22 protein-coding genes and 1 riboswitch are annotated in these 18,980 nt (G+C 62.6%); of the genes, 18 read left to right on the top strand and 4 right to left on the bottom strand.

What is annotated here, in order from left to right; genetic code table 11:
• Positions 1-139 precede the first annotated feature (139 nt).
• From AB5Y59_RS03605 to narQ, 4 genes are all read right to left on the bottom strand, one after another.
• Positions 140-715 carry an LON peptidase substrate-binding domain-containing protein gene (locus AB5Y59_RS03605; protein ID WP_210538175.1) on the bottom strand — a complete coding sequence of 192 codons (576 nt, stop codon included), beginning with the start codon at positions 713-715 and terminating at the stop codon, positions 140-142.
• Between the two features lie 302 nt (positions 716-1,017).
• Positions 1,018-1,443, bottom strand: coding sequence for a globin domain-containing protein (locus AB5Y59_RS03600; RefSeq protein WP_039038868.1), 426 nt, complete (start codon positions 1,441-1,443; stop codon positions 1,018-1,020).
• A 146-nt stretch (positions 1,444-1,589) separates the two neighbouring features.
• The gene (gene narL, locus AB5Y59_RS03595) at positions 1,590-2,228 is read right to left on the bottom strand and encodes a two-component system response regulator NarL (RefSeq protein WP_039038841.1); all 639 of its coding nucleotides are present in this window, start codon (positions 2,226-2,228) and stop codon (positions 1,590-1,592) included.
• Positions 2,228-3,940 carry a nitrate/nitrite two-component system sensor histidine kinase NarQ gene (narQ, locus tag AB5Y59_RS03590; protein WP_042882582.1) on the bottom strand — a complete coding sequence of 571 codons (1,713 nt, stop codon included), beginning with the start codon at positions 3,938-3,940 and terminating at the stop codon, positions 2,228-2,230. The genes narL and narQ overlap by 1 nt, the downstream gene beginning before the upstream one ends.
• A gap of 78 nt (positions 3,941-4,018) precedes the next feature.
• A riboswitch (molybdenum cofactor riboswitch) is annotated at positions 4,019-4,158 on the top strand.
• Between narQ and moaA the strand changes: the two genes are divergently transcribed.
• From moaA to AB5Y59_RS03500, 18 genes are all read left to right on the top strand, one after another.
• Positions 4,146-5,141, top strand: coding sequence for a GTP 3',8-cyclase MoaA (gene moaA / locus AB5Y59_RS03585; protein WP_010674152.1), 996 nt, complete (start codon positions 4,146-4,148; stop codon positions 5,139-5,141). (Overlaps the previous riboswitch by 13 nt.)
• 251 nt (positions 5,142-5,392) lie before the next feature.
• The gene (gene napF, locus AB5Y59_RS03580) at positions 5,393-5,902 is read left to right on the top strand and encodes a ferredoxin-type protein NapF (RefSeq protein ID WP_010674153.1); all 510 of its coding nucleotides are present in this window, start codon (positions 5,393-5,395) and stop codon (positions 5,900-5,902) included.
• Positions 5,899-6,201 carry a chaperone NapD gene (locus AB5Y59_RS03575; protein ID WP_010674154.1) on the top strand — a complete coding sequence of 101 codons (303 nt, stop codon included), beginning with the start codon at positions 5,899-5,901 and terminating at the stop codon, positions 6,199-6,201. Before napF ends, AB5Y59_RS03575 begins: the two co-directional genes overlap by 4 nt.
• Positions 6,202-6,390: 189 nt before the next feature.
• The gene (gene napA / locus AB5Y59_RS03570; protein ID WP_010674155.1) at positions 6,391-8,880 is read left to right on the top strand and encodes a nitrate reductase catalytic subunit NapA; all 2,490 of its coding nucleotides are present in this window, start codon (positions 6,391-6,393) and stop codon (positions 8,878-8,880) included.
• A 16-nt stretch (positions 8,881-8,896) separates the two neighbouring features.
• The gene (napG, locus tag AB5Y59_RS03565; RefSeq protein ID WP_368211495.1) at positions 8,897-9,631 is read left to right on the top strand and encodes a ferredoxin-type protein NapG; all 735 of its coding nucleotides are present in this window, start codon (positions 8,897-8,899) and stop codon (positions 9,629-9,631) included.
• Positions 9,628-10,503, top strand: coding sequence for a quinol dehydrogenase ferredoxin subunit NapH (gene napH, locus AB5Y59_RS03560; protein WP_368211494.1), 876 nt, complete (start codon positions 9,628-9,630; stop codon positions 10,501-10,503). The genes napG and napH overlap by 4 nt, the downstream gene beginning before the upstream one ends.
• Positions 10,503-10,958, top strand: coding sequence for a nitrate reductase cytochrome c-type subunit (locus AB5Y59_RS03555; RefSeq protein ID WP_041212738.1), 456 nt, complete (start codon positions 10,503-10,505; stop codon positions 10,956-10,958). The genes napH and AB5Y59_RS03555 overlap by 1 nt, the downstream gene beginning before the upstream one ends.
• Before the next feature lie 11 nt (positions 10,959-10,969).
• The gene (locus AB5Y59_RS03550; protein ID WP_010674159.1) at positions 10,970-11,560 is read left to right on the top strand and encodes a cytochrome c3 family protein; all 591 of its coding nucleotides are present in this window, start codon (positions 10,970-10,972) and stop codon (positions 11,558-11,560) included.
• A gap of 193 nt (positions 11,561-11,753) precedes the next feature.
• Entirely contained in the window at positions 11,754-12,260 is a 507-nt protein-coding gene (moaB, locus tag AB5Y59_RS03545; protein ID WP_010674160.1) for a molybdenum cofactor biosynthesis protein B, read from the top strand.
• 50 nt (positions 12,261-12,310) lie between these two features.
• Positions 12,311-12,805 (top strand): cyclic pyranopterin monophosphate synthase MoaC, encoded by a 495-nt coding sequence (moaC, locus tag AB5Y59_RS03540; protein WP_124244892.1) that lies wholly within the window; start codon positions 12,311-12,313, stop codon positions 12,803-12,805.
• Complete coding sequence (moaD, locus tag AB5Y59_RS03535) at positions 12,802-13,047, top strand: molybdopterin synthase sulfur carrier subunit (RefSeq protein WP_041215509.1); 246 nt, start codon at positions 12,802-12,804, stop codon at positions 13,045-13,047. Before moaC ends, moaD begins: the two co-directional genes overlap by 4 nt.
• Before the next feature lie 2 nt (positions 13,048-13,049).
• Complete coding sequence (moaE, locus tag AB5Y59_RS03530; protein ID WP_134997092.1) at positions 13,050-13,529, top strand: molybdopterin synthase catalytic subunit MoaE; 480 nt, start codon at positions 13,050-13,052, stop codon at positions 13,527-13,529.
• Positions 13,530-13,583: 54 nt separating this feature from the next.
• The gene (modA, locus tag AB5Y59_RS03525; protein WP_010674164.1) at positions 13,584-14,306 is read left to right on the top strand and encodes a molybdate ABC transporter substrate-binding protein; all 723 of its coding nucleotides are present in this window, start codon (positions 13,584-13,586) and stop codon (positions 14,304-14,306) included.
• A gap of 116 nt (positions 14,307-14,422) precedes the next feature.
• Positions 14,423-15,103 carry a molybdate ABC transporter permease subunit gene (modB, locus tag AB5Y59_RS03520; RefSeq protein ID WP_268451916.1) on the top strand — a complete coding sequence of 227 codons (681 nt, stop codon included), beginning with the start codon at positions 14,423-14,425 and terminating at the stop codon, positions 15,101-15,103.
• On the top strand, positions 15,100-16,155 hold the full coding sequence (gene modC, locus AB5Y59_RS03515; protein ID WP_368211493.1) for a molybdenum ABC transporter ATP-binding protein: 1,056 nt from the start codon (positions 15,100-15,102) through the stop codon (positions 16,153-16,155). The genes modB and modC overlap by 4 nt, the downstream gene beginning before the upstream one ends.
• A gap of 67 nt (positions 16,156-16,222) precedes the next feature.
• Entirely contained in the window at positions 16,223-16,999 is a 777-nt protein-coding gene (locus tag AB5Y59_RS03510; protein WP_042017457.1) for an alpha/beta fold hydrolase, read from the top strand.
• Positions 17,000-17,112: 113 nt separating this feature from the next.
• Positions 17,113-18,156, top strand: a complete 1,044-nt coding sequence (gene parM / locus AB5Y59_RS03505; protein WP_223302530.1) for a plasmid segregation protein ParM domain-containing protein — start codon at positions 17,113-17,115, stop codon at positions 18,154-18,156.
• Positions 18,149-18,961, top strand: a complete 813-nt coding sequence (locus tag AB5Y59_RS03500) for a hypothetical protein (RefSeq protein ID WP_368211492.1) — start codon at positions 18,149-18,151, stop codon at positions 18,959-18,961. Before parM ends, AB5Y59_RS03500 begins: the two co-directional genes overlap by 8 nt.
• The last annotated feature ends 19 nt before the right edge of the window (positions 18,962-18,980 follow it).

Below are 18,980 nucleotides of genomic sequence, written 5' to 3'. Positions count from 1 at the left end.
CCTGTAGCTGAATTGTGTGTTATTTATCGCTACCGTGATTGCAAAATGCAATTCTCATTTTTTCATTATAAGAATGCAGTGCCGAGAATTCGCGTTTTGCAAACCAACCGTTGACTCACTCTTTGACTCACTCTTTGACTCACTGTGCGATCAGTCGGCGCAAGAACTGGCGCGCCGCTTCACTGTTCTGTTTGGCAATCAACATCTGTTTTTCATAGATCGGCATGGGCAGGATCTCGAGCCAGCGTTGGCAGAGCCAGGCTGCATCGTCGAACTGCTTGTCCGGGTAGAGCTCATCCAGTTCCGGGTATTGTGCAAAGACCTCTCTCAATCGGCTGACCAGCTGGTTGTCGCTGACATCAGAATCCGCACTCGGCCAGTTGGGCAGTGGCTCGACCTGGGCGTGCCTGAGGCCTGCGTCATCCGTTTCCATCTCGTGGATGCAGAAGCGTTCAAGGCCGAGCACGGTGATCCCGAGCAAACCGTCGTTGAGGGTATAAAAATCAGTCACCTTGACGCGGGTTCCGACCGGGAGAATCCGTCCGCAGGTGCCCGTGCTGGTGGTCTCTTCCATCACGATGCCAAAGCCACGATCCTCGAGGAAGGACTCCTTGAGCATCTGCAGGTGGCGCGGCTCGAACAGGCGAAGGGGGAGCTTGCCACCGGGCAGAATGTGGGACGGCAAGGGGAACAGTGCCAGTTGTTGAAGTTTCATGTTCCATCCTCCTAATCAGTCATTGCTGAATGTGACAATGCAGTGACCGTGCCAGAGAGAGGTGGCGTGGCGAAGGGGTGAGCCATTTCCCGTGGTTATTTTTAATATCCATTTAAAATCAATCTATTGTGATTTTGTATCACGAACGCAGGCAAGGTAGTGCGAAAGGGATTCAGGTGAGGTGTTAGGGCGCCGAACATACCCCGTGTGCAGAATGAGTCTATTTTCGCATATTGCAAATTTGATTCATGCAAAATGCCTGTTACAGACCCATTCAGCGATTGGAGGCCAAGGCCAGGGGATCAGGTGGTGAATTCGGTGTGCTGTGTCATGCCGTCCAGCATCAGGGCGGCTATCTCGTCATACATCTGCGACCAGGCCTGTGCTAGTGCCGGGGTAAAACCACTGCCGAGACGCCGTGCCAGTACCTGGGTCAGCGCCTGTTTGAGCAGCGCAAATTGGTGGGGTTGAACGTTGAATCGCTGGTGACGCCTGCCGAGATCGCGAATGATGAAACCCAGTGCATCCAGCTGGGAGAGGCTGGTGATGACGGTGTTCAGGGTGTCCGACACCTTGGCAACGGGCAGCTCCTGATGTGGGGGGAAGAGGGCCCTGAGTTCGGGAGACAATCTGAACAGCTCTTCATACACCTCCTGGACATAGCTGTTGTTCAGGGCGCTCACCCTGCCCCAGGCTTTCTGGACCAGCTCTATCTGCTCAAAGGTCATGTCGATGTTTCCTTCCCGTGCGATGTCATGAAAATAATAATCCATCTACTCAATAGAGCACCGGGTTCCGCGCCATTTGGGGAAAAGAAGAGGGGGCCAGCAAGGAGGCTCGGAAGGTGACCCCTTGCTGGCAGGAGGCCGGGACCTCAGTTGCGCTGTTCCAGGTACATGACGGCTGCTTCGACGCGGCTTTGGGCCTCGAGCTTTTTCAGCAGGCTCTTGACGTGGACCTTGACGGTTCCCTCGGAGATATGGAGCACGGAGGCGACCTGCTTGTTGGACAACCCCTTGGCGATTTCACGCATGATCTGCATCTCGCGTCGGGTCAGGCTCTCCAGCTTCTGCTGCAGGTGGTCCAGCTCGTAGATGTTCTCGAGATAGGGACGTAGCGGCTCGCTCAGGATCTGCTTGCCGGTCATCACGTCAGCCAGCTGGGCCAGCAGCATGTCAGGCTCGGTGTCCTTGAGCAGATAGCCGTCCGCGCCTGCCTTGAGCAGGGCAACCACATCCTGGCGGGCGTCAGAGACGGTCAGGATCACCACGCGGGAAGTCACCTCTTCGGCCCGCAGCGCCTTGAGGGTATCGAGACCTGACAACCCCTTCATGTTGAGGTCGAGCAGGATGAGGTCCGGTTCGGACTCCTTGGCCATGGCCACGGCGTCGGTGCCGTTGGAAGCCTCGCCAACCACGTCGATGTTATCTTCCAACTCCAGCAGTTGCACAATTCCCTTGCGCATCAGGGGGTGGTCATCCACGACCAGAACACTGTATTTCATCTCGTCCATCAGGCGTCTCTTGTTAGGCTGGTGGGAAAGGTCAGGTGTATGCGGGTGCCCCCGGAGGGCGGTTCACTGATGGTCAACTGGCCGCGCAATTTGCTGGCGCGTTCATTCATGATGCTGAGACCGTAGTGATTCACCGCCGAGCTTGCGCCCCTTATTCCAACACCATCGTCTGCAATCTGAACCTGGATGTTACCATCAGCCAGGGTCTCACAGCTAACGTCAATGTGCCGCGCGCTGGCATGCTTGATGGCATTGAGCACTGCCTCACGGATCAGCTGCAGGATGTGGATGTGCTGCCCCGCTTCAAGGTCGGTGTCCGTCAGTCCGTACTGGAGCCTGATGTCGGCGTGCGTCTGGGGTTTGAGCTGCTCGAGCATGACCGCGATGGCTTCACCCAGGTTGGCATCGCCGATGCTGAGGCGGAAGGTGCCGAGCAGTTCGCGCAACTGGGTATAGGCATTGCTGAGTCCCTCGTCGATCTGCTCCATGGCTGCCTCGGTCTTGGCCCTGTCCCCCTTGGCGAAGGAGCGCTTGAGCAGAGTGGCCTGGATCTTCAGGTAGGAGAGGGCCTGGGCGAGGGAGTCGTGCAGTTCACGGGCGATGACGGCGCGCTCTTCCATCAGCAGCAGGCGCTGGTGCTGCAGCAGGGTCTGATCCTTGTGCAGCACCTGGGCCAGCAACATGGAGAAGTTCTTCATCAGCCGCTCGTCGATGGGGTGGCCGCTTATCATGTCGAGCCGGCCGTACTCCTCGTCATCCATCTGCAGGTAGAAACTCACCACGGCGTCCAGATCCCCCGGCCACCCCTTTCGCCCTGTGATGTAGACCGGCATCGCATTGTGCTCGAAGCGGGTGAGGCGGATGTACTCGATGTGCTGGTGGGCGGCGGCCCGCTCCAGCAGTTTTTGCAGGGTACGGCGGCTGAGGGGCGCCGCGTGCAGTTTCTGGGCGGTGGAATAGAGGAAGGAGAGGGTGTCGTTGGCCTGTTGTAGTTTGGCCGTTTTCTCCTCCACCTTGCTCTCCAGCTCCCGGTAGAGTTTGCCAAGCTCGTCGGCCATGGTCGCGAACGCCCCCGACAACTCTCCCAGCTCGTTTTCACAGTGGGGGGGCAGGGTGAGATCGAACTCCTGACGCTGGATCTGGCGTGCGCAATAGACCAGCTGGTTGAGGGGGGCCACCACCTGCTGGCGGGTGAAGCGCACCGTGCACCAGGCGATGGTGATGATGGCGAGTAGACCCAACCCCTCTGCCAGGGCCAGCATGCGCACCTTGAACTCCACGTGGTACTGCATCTGGTTGACGAAGTCATCGATGGCGGCGACGAACTGTTCCGTATTGTCGGTATAACGGCTGGGGGTGGCATTCTCGATGTGTTCGCGCATCACTTGCCATTGCAGCAGGACTTCACCATAGGTGCGGCGCAGGGAGGCGGGCGTGATCCAGCGCTGGGTCTCCTGCAGCTCGGGGGCATGAAGGGTCTGTTCAAACTGGGCGAGCCGACCGAGGACGACCTGATCCTTCTCGATTTCATAGGCCATGCGGTAGGCCTGCATGCGCAGGGATCCCGACAGGTTGATGGCTTTGGCATCGGGAACCGAATAGAAGAGGGTGACCATGGCCACCACGGCGATCAGGCTGGCCATGAACAGGATCAGCACCATGGAGCGACCGATGGCGCTGCTGACCGACTGCACTCTGAACCATTTTCCCATGCCGACCGGCTCCCTTTTCACCCACAAAGACCCCACAAAGTAGCATGGGAGTGTACTCCAAGTTGTGCTAGCATCGAAAAACTAGATGAACTCCGAGCGATTTTGCCTAAGTCATTGAGATAGGGGGAGATCGCCGTCAGCCGATGTTCGAGCTGAAAGGGTCAGGAAAGAAATGCCCTGGCCTCCCGTATTTGGAAAGGTGTTTATGTTGCCACTTGAAGATGGTTTTTCCCGTCGCTTTTACTATTTGCGTCTGTCGGTCACCGACGTCTGCAATTTCCGCTGTACCTACTGTCTGCCGGACGGCTATCACCCGCCGAAAGGAGATGGTGAGGGGCGCCAGTCCTTCCTCTCCCTGGAGGAGATCCGTCGCGTCGTCTCCGGGTTTGCGGCCATGGGGACGCGCAAGGTGCGTCTGACCGGAGGCGAGCCCTCCCTGCGTCGCGACTTCACGGCCATCATCGAGACCGTGGCCAATACTCCCGGCATCGAGAAGGTGGCCATGACCACCAACGGGTATCGCCTCAAGGAGCGTGCCCGCGAGTGGTTCGATGCGGGGCTGACGGCCCTGAACGTCAGCGTCGACAGCCTGGATCCCCGCCAGTTCCACCAGATCACCGGCGAGAACAAGCTGGCGGAGGTGATGGCGGGGATAGACGCCGCCCTGAGTGCAGGTTTCCGGTCGGTCAAGATCAACGCCGTGCTGCTCAAGGGGCTCAATGATCATCAGCTCGAGACATTCCTCGCCTGGATCCGGGACAAACCTATCGAGCTTCGTTTCATCGAACTGATGCAGACCGGCGAGATGGACGCCCTGTTTCGCGACCACCATACCAGCGGTGAACTCATCAAGCAGCGCCTGCAAGAGAGCGGCTGGGTGCAGCAGCTGCGCGGCCTGGATGATGGCCCTGCCCAGGTGTTCACGCATCCGGACTCGAGGGGCGGGGTGGGGCTCATCATGCCCTACAGCAAGGATTTTTGCGCCGGTTGCAACCGGCTGCGGGTCTCCTCCAAGGGCAAGCTGCACCTGTGTCTCTTTGGCGACAACGGGGTGGAACTGCGGGATCTGCTCACCGATGACAGCCAGCAGGAGGCGCTGCAATGGCGTATTCGCCAGGCGCTGACCGGCAAGGCCGCCACCCATCGCCTCCATGAAGGCAATGCAGGCATGACCCCCCACCTGGCCTCCATCGGCGGCTGACAGCCGCCGTGCACCTCAAATAACCTTCGATTAATTATCAATCCTCACATAGGGGTAATTTACCTTGCCCCTGCTGTGTCTAATTGCGCCAAGGGTTTGATCCAGCGCAAGAATCCCCCCTGTTTATCTCCCTGGTGGTATATCCCCTGACTTGTCAGGGCCGCAATATACACCCACGCTTATAATTGGTATTGAAAATGCCAGTCACGGGATCCGCGCGGGGGCATCCGTCCCCGAAAAGAGGAGTCGATATGACCGACGGGGTCAACTTGTCACGCAGAGGCCTGTTTCGGGGACGCCTGAGCGCTCCCAAGGCCGGGATCCAGTTGCCCTGGTCCGTCTCCTGGGACGAGTTCGTGGCCGGCTGCACCCGTTGCGGCGACTGTCTGGCGGCCTGTCCGGAGCAGATCCTGATCAAGGGGGACGGAGGCTTCCCCACGGTGGATTTTCACCGCGGCGAGTGCACCTTCTGCACCGAGTGCGTCAGCGCCTGCCAGGCGCCGGTGTTCAGGCCGACAACCCAGACACCCTGGGAGTATGTGGCCCATATCGAGGCGGGCTGTCTGGCCACTGCCCAGGTGTTCTGCCAGCGCTGTCAGGACAGCTGCGAGCAGCAGGCCATCCGCTTTTCCCCCCGGCTGGGGCGCGTACCCACCCCCAGCATCCATGCCGAGTCGTGCAACGGCTGCGGGGCCTGCGTGGCGGATTGCCCGGTGGGCAGCATCAGCATCGGTCTGTCTCGTGGCGAGGCTTCGCGATGACCCAAGAGACGAACAAGTTGGAAAACGGTGATATGACGCGAGAAGAGTTCCATGTATCCAGCCTGGTGGTGCTGACCCAGCCCGATCTGCGCCACGCCCTGGCAGAGCGGATTGCGACCCTGGACGGGGCCGAGATCCACGCCGTCAGCGAGGAGGGCAAGCTGGTGGTGACCCTGGAGGGGCCGAGCCAGCGCCCCATCATGGCGGCCATCGACACCATTCAGGGGTTGCCCGGGGTGCTCTCTGCGGCCCTGATCTACCACCAGTTCGATGAAATGGACGCCGAAGATGGGGAATAAGGCGTCATGTGGCAGAAGCGCAAGAGTCGTTCGCTGACCGCCACGAGTAATACACGGGATGCCGGGTCTGTTGTCTGCGTTCGATGAACGAAAAGCCCAGAGCAAAGGAATAAAGCGCCATGGAGCTGAGCCAGCGCGGCTCGTCACAATGGCTGTCATTGATGTGATTAAGCAATGCGAGGATATGTCATGAAGCTGAGTCGACGCGACTTTATGAAGGCCAATGCGGTGGCGGCAGCCGCTGCCGTGGCCGGTGTCAGTGCCCCCACTCTGGCGGCGAACCTGATCACCAGTACCGACAAGACCGCCATCACCTGGGACAAGGCGCCGTGCCGCTTCTGCGGGACCGGCTGCTCCGTGCTGGTGGGCTCCCAGGCTGGCCGCGTCGTGGCGACCCAGGGGGATCCCGATGCACCGGTCAACCGTGGCCTGAACTGCATCAAGGGCTACTTCCTCTCCAAGATCATGTACGGGGAGGATCGCCTGACCCAGCCCATGCTGCGCATGACGAACGGCAAGTTCGACAAGAACGGCAACTTCGCCCCCATCAGTTGGGATCAGGCCTTCGACATCATGGCCGAGAAGTTCAAGGCGACCCTGAAAGAGAAGGGCCCGACCGCCGTCGGCATGTTCGGCTCCGGCCAGTGGACCGTCTGGGAAGGCTATGCCGCCGCCAAGCTGATGAAGGCAGGCCTGCGCTCCAACAACCTGGATCCCAATGCCCGTCACTGCATGGCCTCCGCGGTAGTGGGCTTCATGCGTACCTTCGGCATGGATGAACCCATGGGCTGCTACGACGACATCGAGCAGGCCGACGCCTTCGTGTTGTGGGGCTCCAACATGGCCGAGATGCACCCCATCCTCTGGTCGCGCATCTCCGATCGCCGTCTGTCCCACCAGGATGTGCAGGTGCACGTGCTCTCAACCTTCGAGCACCGCAGCTTCGAGCTGGCGGACAACGGACTGGTGTTCACCCCCCAGACCGATCTGGCGATCCTCAACTACATCGCCAACTACATCATCCAGAACGACAAGGTGAACTGGGAGTTCGTCAACAAGCACACCCAGTTCCGCAAAGGGGTGACCGACATCGGCTACGGCCTGCGTCCCACCAACCCGCTGCAGCAAAAGGCCAAGAACCCGGACAGCGGCGACTCCACCCCCATGAGCTTCGAGGACTTCGCCAAGTTCGTGGCGGATTACGATCTGGAGTCCGTCTCCAAGCTCTCCGGCGTGCCCAAGGACAAGCTCGAGAAGCTGGCCCAGATCTATGCGGATCCAGACAAGAAGGTGGTCTCCTACTGGACCATGGGCTTCAACCAGCACACCCGTGGCGTCTGGGCCAACAACCTCTGCTACAACATCCACCTGCTGACCGGCAAGATCTCCCAGCCGGGCTCCGGCCCCTTCTCCCTGACCGGCCAGCCCTCCGCCTGTGGTACCGCCCGTGAAGTGGGTACCTTCGCCCACCGTCTGCCGGCCGACATGGTGGTCACGGATCCCAAACACCGCGCCATCGCCGAGAAGATCTGGAAGCTGCCGGAAGGCACCATCCCGGAGCAGGTGGGCTACCACGCCGTGCTGCAAAACCGCATGCTGAAAGACGGCAAGCTCAACGCCTATTGGGTGATGTGCAACAACAACATGCAGGCCGGCCCGAACATGAACGAAGAGGCGCTGCCCGGTTATCGCAACCCGGCCAACTTCATCGTGGTCTCCGACCCTTATCCGACCGTGACCGCCCAGGCGGCCGACCTCATCCTGCCCACCGCCATGTGGGTGGAGAAAGAGGGGGCCTATGGCAACGCCGAACGTCGCACCCAGTTCTGGCACCAGCAGGTGAAGGCACCGGAAGGGGCCAAGTCCGACCTGTGGCAGCTGATGGAATTCTCCAAACGCTTCACCGTGGAAGAGGTGTGGCCGGCTGAGTTGATTGCCAAGATGCCGGAAGTGAAGGGCAAGACCCTGTTCGACGTGCTCTATGCCAACGGCCAGGTGAACCAGTTCCCGAAAGAGCAGAGCAAGGGGGCCCTGAACGACGAGGCCGAGCACTTTGGTTTCTACGTCCAGAAGGGGCTGTTCGAGGAGTACGCCTCCTTCGGTCGCGGCCATGGCCACGACCTGGCGCCGTTCGATCAGTATCACGAAGCCCGTGGCCTGCGCTGGCCGGTGGTGGACGGCAAGGAGACCCTGTGGCGCTATCGCGAAGGGTTCGACCCTTACGTGAAAGCGGGGGAGGGGGTGCGCTTCTACGGCAAGCCCGATGGCAAGGCGGTGATCTTCGCGCTGCCCTATGAGCCGGCTGCCGAAGCTCCGGACAAAGAGTACGACATGTGGCTCTCCACCGGTCGCGTGCTGGAGCACTGGCACACCGGCACCATGACCCGTCGCGTGCCCGAGCTCTATCGCGCCTTCCCGGATGCGGTGCTGTTCATGCACCCGGAAGATGCCAAGGCCCGTGGCGTGCGCCGTGGTGAAGAGGTGATCGTCTCCTCCCGCCGGGGCGAGGTGAAGACCCGGGTCGAGACCCGCGGCCGCAACCGTCCGCCCAAGGGACTGGTGTTCATGCCCTTCTTCGATGCGAGCCAGCTGGTCAACAAGCTGACCCTGGACGCCACGGATCCGCTCTCCAAGGAGACGGATTACAAGAAGTGCGCCGTCAAGGTCATGAAGGCCTGAGGCGGGGGAGCGCGAGATGAGTCGTAGTCGGCGCCAGTTTCTGGCCGACATGGCCAAGGGGGCCTGCGGTGTGGGCCTGCTTGGCGTGGGGCTCGGCGGCGTGGCGCGCCAGCAGGTGCAGGCTTTGCCTGCCCAGGCGCTGCGCCCGCCGGCCGCCCTCGACGAGGCCGAGTTTCTCGGCGCCTGCGTGCGCTGCGGGCTCTGCGTCGAGGCATGCCCCTACGACACCCTCAAGCTCGCCCGGCTGTTTGAACCCGTGACCACCGGCACCCCCTACTTCAAGGCGCGCGCCGTCCCGTGCGAGATGTGTGACGACATCCCCTGCGTGGTGGCCTGCCCGAGCGGGGCGCTGGATAGGGCCATGACCGACATCGATCAGGCGCGGATGGGAGTGGCGGTGCTCATCGATCACGAGACCTGCCTCAACTACCTGGGGCTGCGCTGCGACGTCTGCTACCGGGTCTGTCCCCTCATCGACAAGGCCATTACCCTGGAGCTGCAACATAACCCGCGCACCGGCAAGCACGCCATGTTCCTGCCCACGGTGCACAGCGATCTCTGCACCGGCTGCGGCAAGTGCGAGCACGCCTGCGTGCTGGAGGCGGCGGCCATCAAGGTGGTGCCTCGCCAGCTCGCCAAGGGAGAGATTGGCCACCACTACCGGCTCGGCTGGGAAGAGAAGGCGAAGGCGGGCAAATCGCTCATCGGCGACAGGCTCACCCTGCCGACCCGCAAACCGGAGGGTCTATGAGTCGGTATCCAGGGGCCGAGGCCACGGCCAGGCTGGGGTGGTGGCGTGCCCACCGCTTCCTGCTGCTGCGCCGGCTTTGCCAGTTCGGGGTGCTGGGGCTGTTCCTGCTGGGGCCGCTCGCGGGCATCTGGATCCTCAAGGGCAACCTCTCCAGCTCCCTGCTGCTGGAGACGGTGCCCCTCACGGATCCCCTGACCCTGTTGCAGTCGGTGGCGGCGGGCCAGTGGCCCATCCCCACCCTGTGGCTCGGGGCCGGGCTGGTGCTCGCGGGTTACTGGCTGGTCGGGGGGCGGGTGTTCTGCTCCTGGGTCTGTCCGGTCAACCTGGTCACCGATGCCGCCGCCTGGCTCAGGGGGCGGCTCGGGCTCAAGGGCAATGGTCAGTTCAACCGCGCTACCCGCTACTGGCTGCTGGCCATGGTGCTGGTGGCGCCGGCCATCACAGGCGTGCTGGTGTGGGAGCTGGTCAACCCGGTGTCGCTCACCCTGCGGGGCCTGCTGTTTGGCATGGGGGCGGGCTGGGGCCTGCTGGCGGTGCTGTTCCTGTTCGACCTTTTTGTGGTGGAACGGGGCTGGTGCGGCCACCTCTGTCCGGTGGGGGCCTTCTATGCCCTGGTCAACCGGGTCGGGTTCATCAAGATTGCAGCCTCGGGGCGCGAGCGGTGCAGCAACTGCATGGATTGTTATACGGTCTGCCCGGAGCGTCCCATCCTGCGCGGCCCCGTTCACGGTGCCAGGCGTGGTCACGGGCCCTTGATTGCGGCTCAGGAGTGTACCAACTGCGGCCGTTGCATCGATGTCTGCGCGGAGCAAGTTTTTGAAATCACTGTAGGTTTTGCCGTCAAGGCAGAGAAAACGTCGGAGAACACATAATGAAGAAGCTGATTGGAGCAATGCTGGCCTGCCTGATGGCGGGTTCCTTGATGGCGGCCGTCCCCGAGATCACCAACAGCACGGGGGGCATCAAGTCGGAGCGGGGAAGCACGGATCTGGTGACGGATGCCGACGCGGCCCCTCTGAAGAACTTTCGCAAGGATGGCGACCTCTACGATCGCCAGTACATGCACCAGCCCCCGCTGATCCCCCACGACACCCGCAACTATGAAGTGGACAACAAGGTCAACAAGTGCCTGGCCTGTCACAGCTTCAAGAACGCCAGTGCCATGAAGGCCCCCAAGATAAGCCCCACCCACTTCGAGACCCGCGACGGCATGACCCTGGGCGAAGTCTCTCCGCGCCGCTACTTCTGTCTGCAGTGCCACGTGCCGCAAGCGGACGCCAAGCCGCTGGTGAACAATACCTTCAAACCGGTTGAAGCGCTGAACTGAGGAGCCCATAGATGAAATTACCCGGCTTTGTGAAGCGTCTGTGGACCACCTTCAAGTCACCGTCGAAGGCGGCCCTCTGGGTCATCCTGCTGATGGGCTTCTTCGGTGGCGTCATCTTCTGGGGCGGGTTCAACACCGCCATGGAAGCGTCCAACACCGAGGCCTTCTGCACCGGTTGCCACGAGATGAAGGACAACGTGTTCGTGGAGTACCGCGACACCATCCACTACGCCAACCGCTCCGGCGTGCGGGCCAGCTGCCCGGATTGCCACGTACCCCACGAGTGGACCTACAAGATCATCCGCAAGGTGCAGGCCTCCAAGGAGCTGTGGGGCATGATCACCGGCAAGGTGGATACCCGCGAGAAGTTTGAATCCCACCGGCGGGAGATGGCCGAGCGGGAGTGGCAGCGGATGAAGGAGACGGATTCGCGCGAGTGCCGCAACTGCCACAACTTCGAGTACATGGACTTCTCCCTGCAAGGGCGTCGGGCCGCCCAGATGCACTCCACCAACCTGGCAAGCGGGGCCAACACCTGCATCGACTGCCACAAGGGGATTGCGCACCAACTGCCTGACATGAAAGGGGTGCCAGGCTTCTGATGGGAAGGCCGCCGGATCCTCGGGATCCGGCGGCCTTCGAGATTAATGGGCAATGACGCCCCCCAGCCAGACATCTTTTGATAGAATCCCTTCCCGGCAACGCGGCGCCCACCGGCTCCTTTCATGGCTGGCACCACGGTGCGGCGCGTTCACCTCATCCTCTCGTGGTCAATGATTGACAGGAATGGCCCCAATGGCACCCAAACACAGCGAATTCATCCCTCTCAAGATCGCCGTCCTGACGGTTTCCGACAGTCGCACCGCTGCCGATGACAGCTCGGGGGACTATCTGGTCGAGGCCCTGACCCAGAGCGGCCACGTGCTGGCCGACCGGGCGCTCTGCCCCGACAACCTGTTTCGCATCCGCGCCCAGGTGAGCGACTGGATTGCCGACGAGGGAGTCCAGGTGGTGCTCATCAACGGCGGCACCGGCTTCAACGAGCAGAACCGGGTGCCCGAGGCGGTCGGCGTGCTGTTCGAGCGCACGGTGCAGGGTTTTGGCGAGATGTTCCGCCAGCTCTCGTTTGCCGAGATAAAAGGCTCCGCCATGCAGAGCCGTGCCCTGGCAGGGCTCGCCAATCGCACCCTGATCTGCTGCCTGCCCGGCTCCACCGGCGCCTGCCGTCTGGGCTGGGAACAGCTTATCCGGGATCAGCTCGACGCCCGTACCCGGCCGTGCAACTTCGTGACCCATCTGTGATCCCGGGAGTAAACCCGGATCATCCATCTTATTTTTCGATAGGGGCATAGATGAACCTGACCCATCTCAACCAGAGCGGCGAGGCCCACATGGTGGATGTCACCGACAAGCAGGTGACCGAACGCGAGGCCCGCGCCGAGGCTTTCGTGACCATGGCCCCCGAGACGCTGGCGTTGATCCTGAGCGGTCAGCACCACAAGGGGGACGTGTTCGCCACCGCCCGCATCGCCGGCATCATGGCGGCCAAGAAGACCGCCGACCTCATTCCCCTGTGCCATCCCCTGGCCCTGACCCGGGTGGAGGTAGAGATAGAACCCCAGGCGGCGCACAATCGGGTCCATATCCGCACCCTGTGCAAGCTCTCGGGCAAGACCGGGGTGGAGATGGAAGCGCTCACCGCCGCCTCGGTGGCGGCCCTGACCATCTACGACATGTGCAAGGCGGTGCAAAAGGACATGGTGATCGAGCAGGTGCGTCTGGTGGAGAAAAAGGGCGGCAAGTCCGGTCATTTCCAACTGGGTGCGACCAAAGGAGAGCAAGCATGATCAAGGTTCTGTTTTTTGCGCAGGTGCGTGAGCTGGTCGGCTGCGACGAGCTCAGCCTGCCTTGCGACTACGTCAGTGCCGATGTCCTTCGCGCCGCCTTGAGCGAGCGAGGTGACAAGTGGGCGCTGGCGCTCGAATCCGGCAAGCTCCTGGTGGCGGTCAACCAGACCCTGGTGCCGCTGGATACCCCCCTCCATGACGGGGATGAGGTCGCCTTCTTCCCGCCGGTGACCGGAGGCTGATGATGAGCGAGGCAACCATGATCGATCGCATCCTGGTGCAGCGGGATGACTTCTCGCTGGCCGACGAATATGCCCGCCTCGCTGCCCGGCAGGACACCGGCGCGATTGTCAGCTTTGTCGGCAAGGTGCGCGACTTCAATCAGGGAGAGCATGTGAAGGGGCTGGCCCTCGAGCACTACCCCGGCATGACCGAGAAGGCGCTGACGAACATAGTGGCCGAGGCCCGCAGCCGCTGGCCGCTGCAGGAGTGCACCCTCATTCACCGCATCGGCGAGCTGCTGCTCGGGGATCAGATCGTGCTGGTGGTGGTGAGCAGCGCCCACCGCGAGGCGGCTTTCGAGGCCTGCCACTTCATCATGGATTTCTTGAAGACCCGGGCGCCGTTCTGGAAAAAAGAGCTGACCGCCGACGGGGTGCAACGCTGGGTCGAGGCCAGGGCGAGCGATGACGCCGCCCTGGCCCGCTGGCAACAAGGGGAGTGAGCCTCGGGCTCGCGTCAATCGATCCGGCCGTGCCGGAACATAAGGAGCAACGGAATGAAGAGATGGGTATCCGTGTTGGTGCTGGGCGCCGGCGCCATGTACAGCGGTGCTGTGCTGGCTGACGAGGTCAAGGTGGCGGTGGCGGCCAACTTCAAGGGCACCATAGAGCGCATCGGCAAGGAGTTCACCGCCAAGACCGGCCACAGCGTCGTCATCAGTTCGGCGGCCACCGGCGTGCTCTATACCCAGATCACCCACGGTGCGCCCTTCGATCTCTTCCTCTCGGCCGACGTGGCGACCCCTCAAAAGCTGGAGTCGGAAGGCAAGGGGAGCGAACGCTTCACCTATGCCATCGGTCAGCTCGGCCTCTGGCAGAAGGGGGGACCTGCTCCTGACGAGGCCACCTTGCGCCACTGGCAGGGGGAGCTGGCCATCGCCAATCCCAAGACAGCGCCCTATGGCGCCGCCGCCATGGCGACCCTGGCTCATCTCAAGATCGATCCCAAGCAGTATCGGGTGCTGACCGGCACCAACATCAGCCAGACCTGGCAGTTCGTCGACACCGGCAATGCGAAGCTGGGCTTCGTCGCCTGGGCCAACCTGGTGGAGGCGGGCAAGACCGGCGAAGCCTGGGCGGTGCCGGCCAGCTTCTATCCCCCCATCGAGCAGCAGGCCCTGGTGCTGAAGAAAGGGGCGGCGGTGGATGCCCTGGTCGCCTGGCTCAAGGGGCCGGGACAGGCGCAGATCAAGGCGGCGGGTTACGCCCTGCCGCAGTAAGCGCCCGGCGTCTGCAGGCCAGCTCCGTGCTGGCCAGATCCGGTGCCTGACGTGTCCCAAGGCGGCGCCCGTCATGACGGCGCCCTGTTTTTTATCGACACCCGAGAGGGGATCCTATGAGTGAAGGGGATCTGCTGGCGGTCTGGCTGACCCTGAAACTGGCGGCCAGCACCACTGCCATCCTGCTGCTGCTGTCGCCGCCGCTCGCCTGGTGGCTGTCTCGCAGCCAGCACCGGCTGCGCCCTCTGGTGGAAGCCATGGTGGCCCTGCCGCTGGTGCTGCCGCCCACCGTGCTCGGTTTCTATCTGCTGCTGGCCTTCTCCCCGGAGTACGGCCTCGGTGGCTGGTGGCGGGAGACCTTCGGGGCCCCGCTCGCCTTCAGTTTCCTCGGCCTGCTCATCGCCTCCGTCATCTATTCGCTCCCCTTCGTGGTACAGCCCCTCACCTCCGCCTTCGTCAACATGGGCAACAAGGAGCTGGAGGCTGCCGCCACCCTGGGGATGGGCCCGTTTGAGCGCTTCTTTCACATCATCCTGCCCATGACGTTGCCCAGCTTCGTGATGGCGGCAGCGCTGGGCTTTGCCCACACCCTGGGGGAGTTCGGGGTGGTGCTGATGATTGGCGGCAACATTCCCGGGGAGACCCAGGTGCTCTCCATCGCCCTGTTTGATCACGTGGAGGCGATGGATTACCAGAATGCCCATATTCTGGCAGGCTGCCTGATGGGCTTCTCCCTGGTGATGCTGGTGCTGGTCTACGGCGTGCTGCAACGCCGACAACGGAGGCTGTTCGGATGAGCCTCTACCTCAAGGCCAGACGTGATTTCGGCCCCTTCACCCTGGTGTGCGATCTGGCACTGCCCCCCAGCCGCATCCTCGGCCTGTTCGGTCCTTCGGGCTGTGGCAAGAGCACCCTGCTGCGCATCATCGCCGGGCTCGACAGGACCCCGGGCGATGCCCTGCGCTGGCAGGGGCGCGAGCTTGCAGCCCAGCCCCCCGAGGCGCGGCGCATCGGGCTGGTGTTTCAGGATGCTCGTCTCTTCCCCCACCTGAGCGTGCTCGGCAACCTGCAACTGGCGGCTCGCAAGGGGAGGGGGCGCTGGCAGCCAGAGGATCTGGCTGCGCGCCTCGGCTTTGCCGAGCTGCTGGGGCAACCGGCCCACGGCCTCTCCGGCGGTCAGCGTCAGCGGGTGGCACTGGCCAGGGCCTTGCTGGCCGAGCCTGATCTGCTGCTGCTGGATGAACCCTTCTCGGCGCTGGACAGGCGCAGCCGCATCCATCAGGCCCACGTGCTCAAGGGCTTGCAGCAGGAGAGCGGCATCCCCATGATCTTCGTCAGCCACGCCATGGAGGAGGTGAGCCTGCTCTGCGATGGACTGGTGCTGCTGGTAGAGGGACGGGTGGAGGCCCAGGGCCCCCCCGAGGAGATCTTCGCCCGCACCGACCTGTCGCTGGCCAGTCGCGACGACGTCGGGGTCATGCTCTCGGCGACCCTGTCCCACTACGACGAGCACGAGCAGATGGCGACCCTGCGACTCGGGGAGCAGACCCTGATGGTGACCATGGAGCATGCCCCCGATGAAGCAGGCCCCTTGCAGATCAAGGTGGCGGCGCGGGATCTGGTGATCGCCACCGAGCCCATCGTGCACTCCAGCCTCTCCAACTGCCTCGAGACCCGGCTGCTGGAGGTGCGGGAGGTGCGACCGGGGCAGACCCTGTTGCAGTTGGCGCTGGGGCAGCAGATACTGCTGGCCCGGATCACCAGCCGCTCCGCGCAGCGGCTCGCCCTGACGCCGGCCATGCGCCTCTACGCCTACATCAAGGCGGTGAGCCTGGTGGGAGAGGGGTAGACGGGGGACCGGAGTACGAATTGGCTGGCCATGAGTGGCCGGCATGGCGTCGAGAAAGGGGGGACGGGTGCGTCGCAATCAGGTAATGAAATCCCATGGCTTGGCCCTGCGCAGTGCGGGGGAGGGGCCCTTGCTGCTCTTGCTGCACGGGCTGGGCTCTTCCAGCCTCGACTGGCAGGCGCAGATCGAGCGTTTTTCCGAGCGCTACCGGGTGGTGGCCATCGACTTGCGCGGCCACGGCCAGAGCATGCAGGAGGGGCCCTTTGACGTGCCCACCCTGGCGGCGGATGTGGCCCGCTGGCTCGACGAGCAGCCCGAGCCTGCCTGGGTAGTGGGGTTGTCGCTCGGTGCCATGGTGGCGCTGGAGCTGGCGCTGCAACTGCCCCACAAGGTGCAGGGGCTGGTGCTGGTCAACGGCTTCAGCGAATTTCTGCTGGAGACGCCAAAGGAGCAGGAGCGCTATGCCATGCGCCTCAAGTGGCTGCGCTGGTTCGGCATGCGGCCGCTGGCGTGGTGGCTCGGTCGCGAGCTCTTTCCCGGCCCCGATCTCGCCCAGGTGCGCCACACCTTCCGGGGGCGCTTCGTGCGCAACAAAAAGAAGACCTACAAGGCGCTGCTGGAGGCGCTGCCCGGCTGGTCGGTGCGGGCTCGTCTCGGCACCCTCTGGCAGCCGGTGGCCATCATCTCCACCAGTCACGACTATCTGCCCCTGGCGCGGCGGGTGGAGCAGTTCGCCTCCCTGCCCAATGCCACCATCCACACCCCGGATGGTCACCACGCCTGGCCGGCGGAAGATCCCGCCGGGTTCAATCATTTGCTTCACCGGATTTTAGAAACCCATTAGACTTGTCGCCTTTTGACCTTGATCCCCCGTGTATGTATTGGTCCGATCGCCTTGCCAGTGGCAGATGGCAAGGCAATCGGACCCATCTTGCCCTATTGAACAGGTATTTCCTCATGTCTGAAGTAATGAAAATGGCCATCGACGATGGTTCAACCAACGTCAAGGTGAGCTGGATTGAGAACAAGGTGCTCAAGACCATCATCTCCCCCAACTCCTTTCGCAAGGATTGGAAGAGTGCCGCCTTGCGCAAGGACAAGAAGATCTACAACTACGAGATAGGCAACACCAAGTACACCTACGACGCCACCTCCGACAAGTCCCTGGCCACCACCCACGTGGAGTACCAGTACGACGATCTCAACCTGCTCTCCGTGCACCATGCCCTGTTGCAGACCGGCGTGACCCCCTGCGATGTGGCCATCACCGTGACCCTGCCCATCACTGAGTTCTACAACCCGGATGACTGCCAGCGCAACGAGGAGAAGATCGAGAAGAAGCGCCGCAACCTGATGCGAGCCATCAGCCTCAACAAGGGTGAGCTGTTCAACATCGTCAGCGTGGAGGTGATGCCGGAAAGCCTGCCGGCGGCGCTCTCCCGCCTGATTGGCTCGGGCTGCAACGAGTTCACCAAGACGCTGGTGATCGACTGCGGTGGCACCACCCTGGACATGGGGATCATCGTCGGCGAGTTTGACGACGTTTCCGATGTGTATGGCAACAACGAGATCGGCGTCTCCATGGTAACCGACGCGACCCGCAAGGCGCTGGCGGCGGCAGACAGCGATTCGAGCTATCTGGTGGCCAACGAATTCATCAAGCGCCGCCACGACATGAGCTTCGTGCGGGACGTGGTGAACGACGAGAGCCAGATCCCGAAGATCCTCGAGAAGATGCAGAACAAGATCGACGAGCTCGGCTCCCAGGTGGCCCACGAGGCGAAAAAGTTCGCCAAGAACCCGAACCGGATCTATCTGGTCGGTGGCGGCGCGTCCCTGATCGTCGATGCCATCAAGGCTGCCTATCCGACCCTGGGGGAGCGGGTGGAGCTGCTGGACGATGCCCAGTCCGCCCTGGCGCGGGAGATCTGCCTCTACACCACGGAAGAGGAAGAGGTGTACCGTGAGGCGCCCGTGATGGCCGAGGTCGGCGATGAGTAGTCAACTCAAGCGCATGACCTTCTCCATCTTCATGGATCCGGGTGCGCTGGAGTCTGATCGCTATGCGGCCGGGATCTTGCAAAGCTGGTATCAGCGGGCGCGCAAGATCCAGGACGACGTGGAGGAGTTCGACTTCTCCAAGAGCCGTTTTCACAAGGACATCTACCTCAGCGGCATGTTCCTGTATGTGCTGGCACCGAGCCTGTGCAAGGGGATGGCCAATGCCTTCGGCCCGGAGCAGGTGAACCTCTCGACCCTGCGCCATGTCTTCGCCAGTTGCGGCTTCGATCTGGGGGAAGGGAGTGCGCCCGTGGCGACCGATACCCTGATCGATGAAATCGTGGCCAGGCTGGCTCCCCAGCTGGGGCAGGGGGACAACCAGGGGCTGGCGGATGAAATTGTTCAGCGTCTGGGTCAGCAGGCGGCGGCGCCACTTCCGGACAGCCTGGTGGACGAGATTGTGAGCCGCATCGGCGAGCAGCAGCCCACCGGGCTCTGGGACGAGCTGAAGCAGGGGTTGCCGGCCCCGCTCGATCACGATCTGCTGGCAGAGGCCATCGCGGGCAAGCTGCCGACGGCGGGGGGAGAGGCGGATCTTGCCCCCCTTGCGGGCAGCATCCAGCTGCTCTCCCGCCAGTTGGAGGAGCAGTCCCGGCTCATTCGCGAGCAGCACCGCCTGATCCAGCGCCTGGCCAGCCAGCCCGCCCGGGGGGCTGGCTCGTCCGAGCTGGCCGAGCCCCTCATCGAAGATCTCTCGAACCAGGTGGCGAGCATGAAGAAGGTCAAGGCGAAGGGGATCTTCTAGGCCCTTTGTGACGACCCGC

It is taken from the genome of Aeromonas sp. s10 (genome assembly GCF_040907975.1).
Classification (GTDB): domain Bacteria; phylum Pseudomonadota; class Gammaproteobacteria; order Enterobacterales; family Aeromonadaceae; genus Aeromonas; species Aeromonas caviae.
Note: the sequence above shows the minus strand (reverse complement) of the source record. Positions and strands in the feature narration are given on the sequence as shown.

What these genes read in the sequence shown, in the direction of transcription:
- modA (WP_010674164.1), top strand. Translation starts at nt 13,584, where the DNA reads ATGAAGAGATGGGTATCCGTGTTGGTGCTGGGCGCCGGCGCCATGTAC.
- AB5Y59_RS03550 (WP_010674159.1), top strand. Translation starts at nt 10,970, where the DNA reads ATGAAATTACCCGGCTTTGTGAAGCGTCTGTGGACCACCTTCAAGTCA.
- AB5Y59_RS03555 (WP_041212738.1), top strand. Translation starts at nt 10,503, where the DNA reads ATGAAGAAGCTGATTGGAGCAATGCTGGCCTGCCTGATGGCGGGTTCC.
- napG (WP_368211495.1), top strand. Translation starts at nt 8,897, where the DNA reads ATGAGTCGTAGTCGGCGCCAGTTTCTGGCCGACATGGCCAAGGGGGCC.
- modC (WP_368211493.1), top strand. Translation starts at nt 15,100, where the DNA reads ATGAGCCTCTACCTCAAGGCCAGACGTGATTTCGGCCCCTTCACCCTG.
- moaA (WP_010674152.1), top strand. Translation starts at nt 4,146, where the DNA reads ATGTTGCCACTTGAAGATGGTTTTTCCCGTCGCTTTTACTATTTGCGT.
- AB5Y59_RS03605 (WP_210538175.1), bottom strand. Translation starts at nt 715, where the DNA reads ATGAAACTTCAACAACTGGCACTGTTCCCCTTGCCGTCCCACATTCTG.
- parM (WP_223302530.1), top strand. Translation starts at nt 17,113, where the DNA reads ATGTCTGAAGTAATGAAAATGGCCATCGACGATGGTTCAACCAACGTC.
- narL (WP_039038841.1), bottom strand. Translation starts at nt 2,228, where the DNA reads ATGGACGAGATGAAATACAGTGTTCTGGTCGTGGATGACCACCCCCTG.
- moaE (WP_134997092.1), top strand. Translation starts at nt 13,050, where the DNA reads ATGAGCGAGGCAACCATGATCGATCGCATCCTGGTGCAGCGGGATGAC.
- narQ (WP_042882582.1), bottom strand. Translation starts at nt 3,940, where the DNA reads ATGGGAAAATGGTTCAGAGTGCAGTCGGTCAGCAGCGCCATCGGTCGC.
- napF (WP_010674153.1), top strand. Translation starts at nt 5,393, where the DNA reads ATGACCGACGGGGTCAACTTGTCACGCAGAGGCCTGTTTCGGGGACGC.
- AB5Y59_RS03575 (WP_010674154.1), top strand. Translation starts at nt 5,899, where the DNA reads ATGACCCAAGAGACGAACAAGTTGGAAAACGGTGATATGACGCGAGAA.
- napA (WP_010674155.1), top strand. Translation starts at nt 6,391, where the DNA reads ATGAAGCTGAGTCGACGCGACTTTATGAAGGCCAATGCGGTGGCGGCA.
- AB5Y59_RS03600 (WP_039038868.1), bottom strand. Translation starts at nt 1,443, where the DNA reads ATGACCTTTGAGCAGATAGAGCTGGTCCAGAAAGCCTGGGGCAGGGTG.
- modB (WP_268451916.1), top strand. Translation starts at nt 14,423, where the DNA reads ATGAGTGAAGGGGATCTGCTGGCGGTCTGGCTGACCCTGAAACTGGCG.
- moaB (WP_010674160.1), top strand. Translation starts at nt 11,754, where the DNA reads ATGGCACCCAAACACAGCGAATTCATCCCTCTCAAGATCGCCGTCCTG.
- napH (WP_368211494.1), top strand. Translation starts at nt 9,628, where the DNA reads ATGAGTCGGTATCCAGGGGCCGAGGCCACGGCCAGGCTGGGGTGGTGG.
- moaD (WP_041215509.1), top strand. Translation starts at nt 12,802, where the DNA reads ATGATCAAGGTTCTGTTTTTTGCGCAGGTGCGTGAGCTGGTCGGCTGC.
- moaC (WP_124244892.1), top strand. Translation starts at nt 12,311, where the DNA reads ATGAACCTGACCCATCTCAACCAGAGCGGCGAGGCCCACATGGTGGAT.
- AB5Y59_RS03500 (WP_368211492.1), top strand. Translation starts at nt 18,149, where the DNA reads ATGAGTAGTCAACTCAAGCGCATGACCTTCTCCATCTTCATGGATCCG.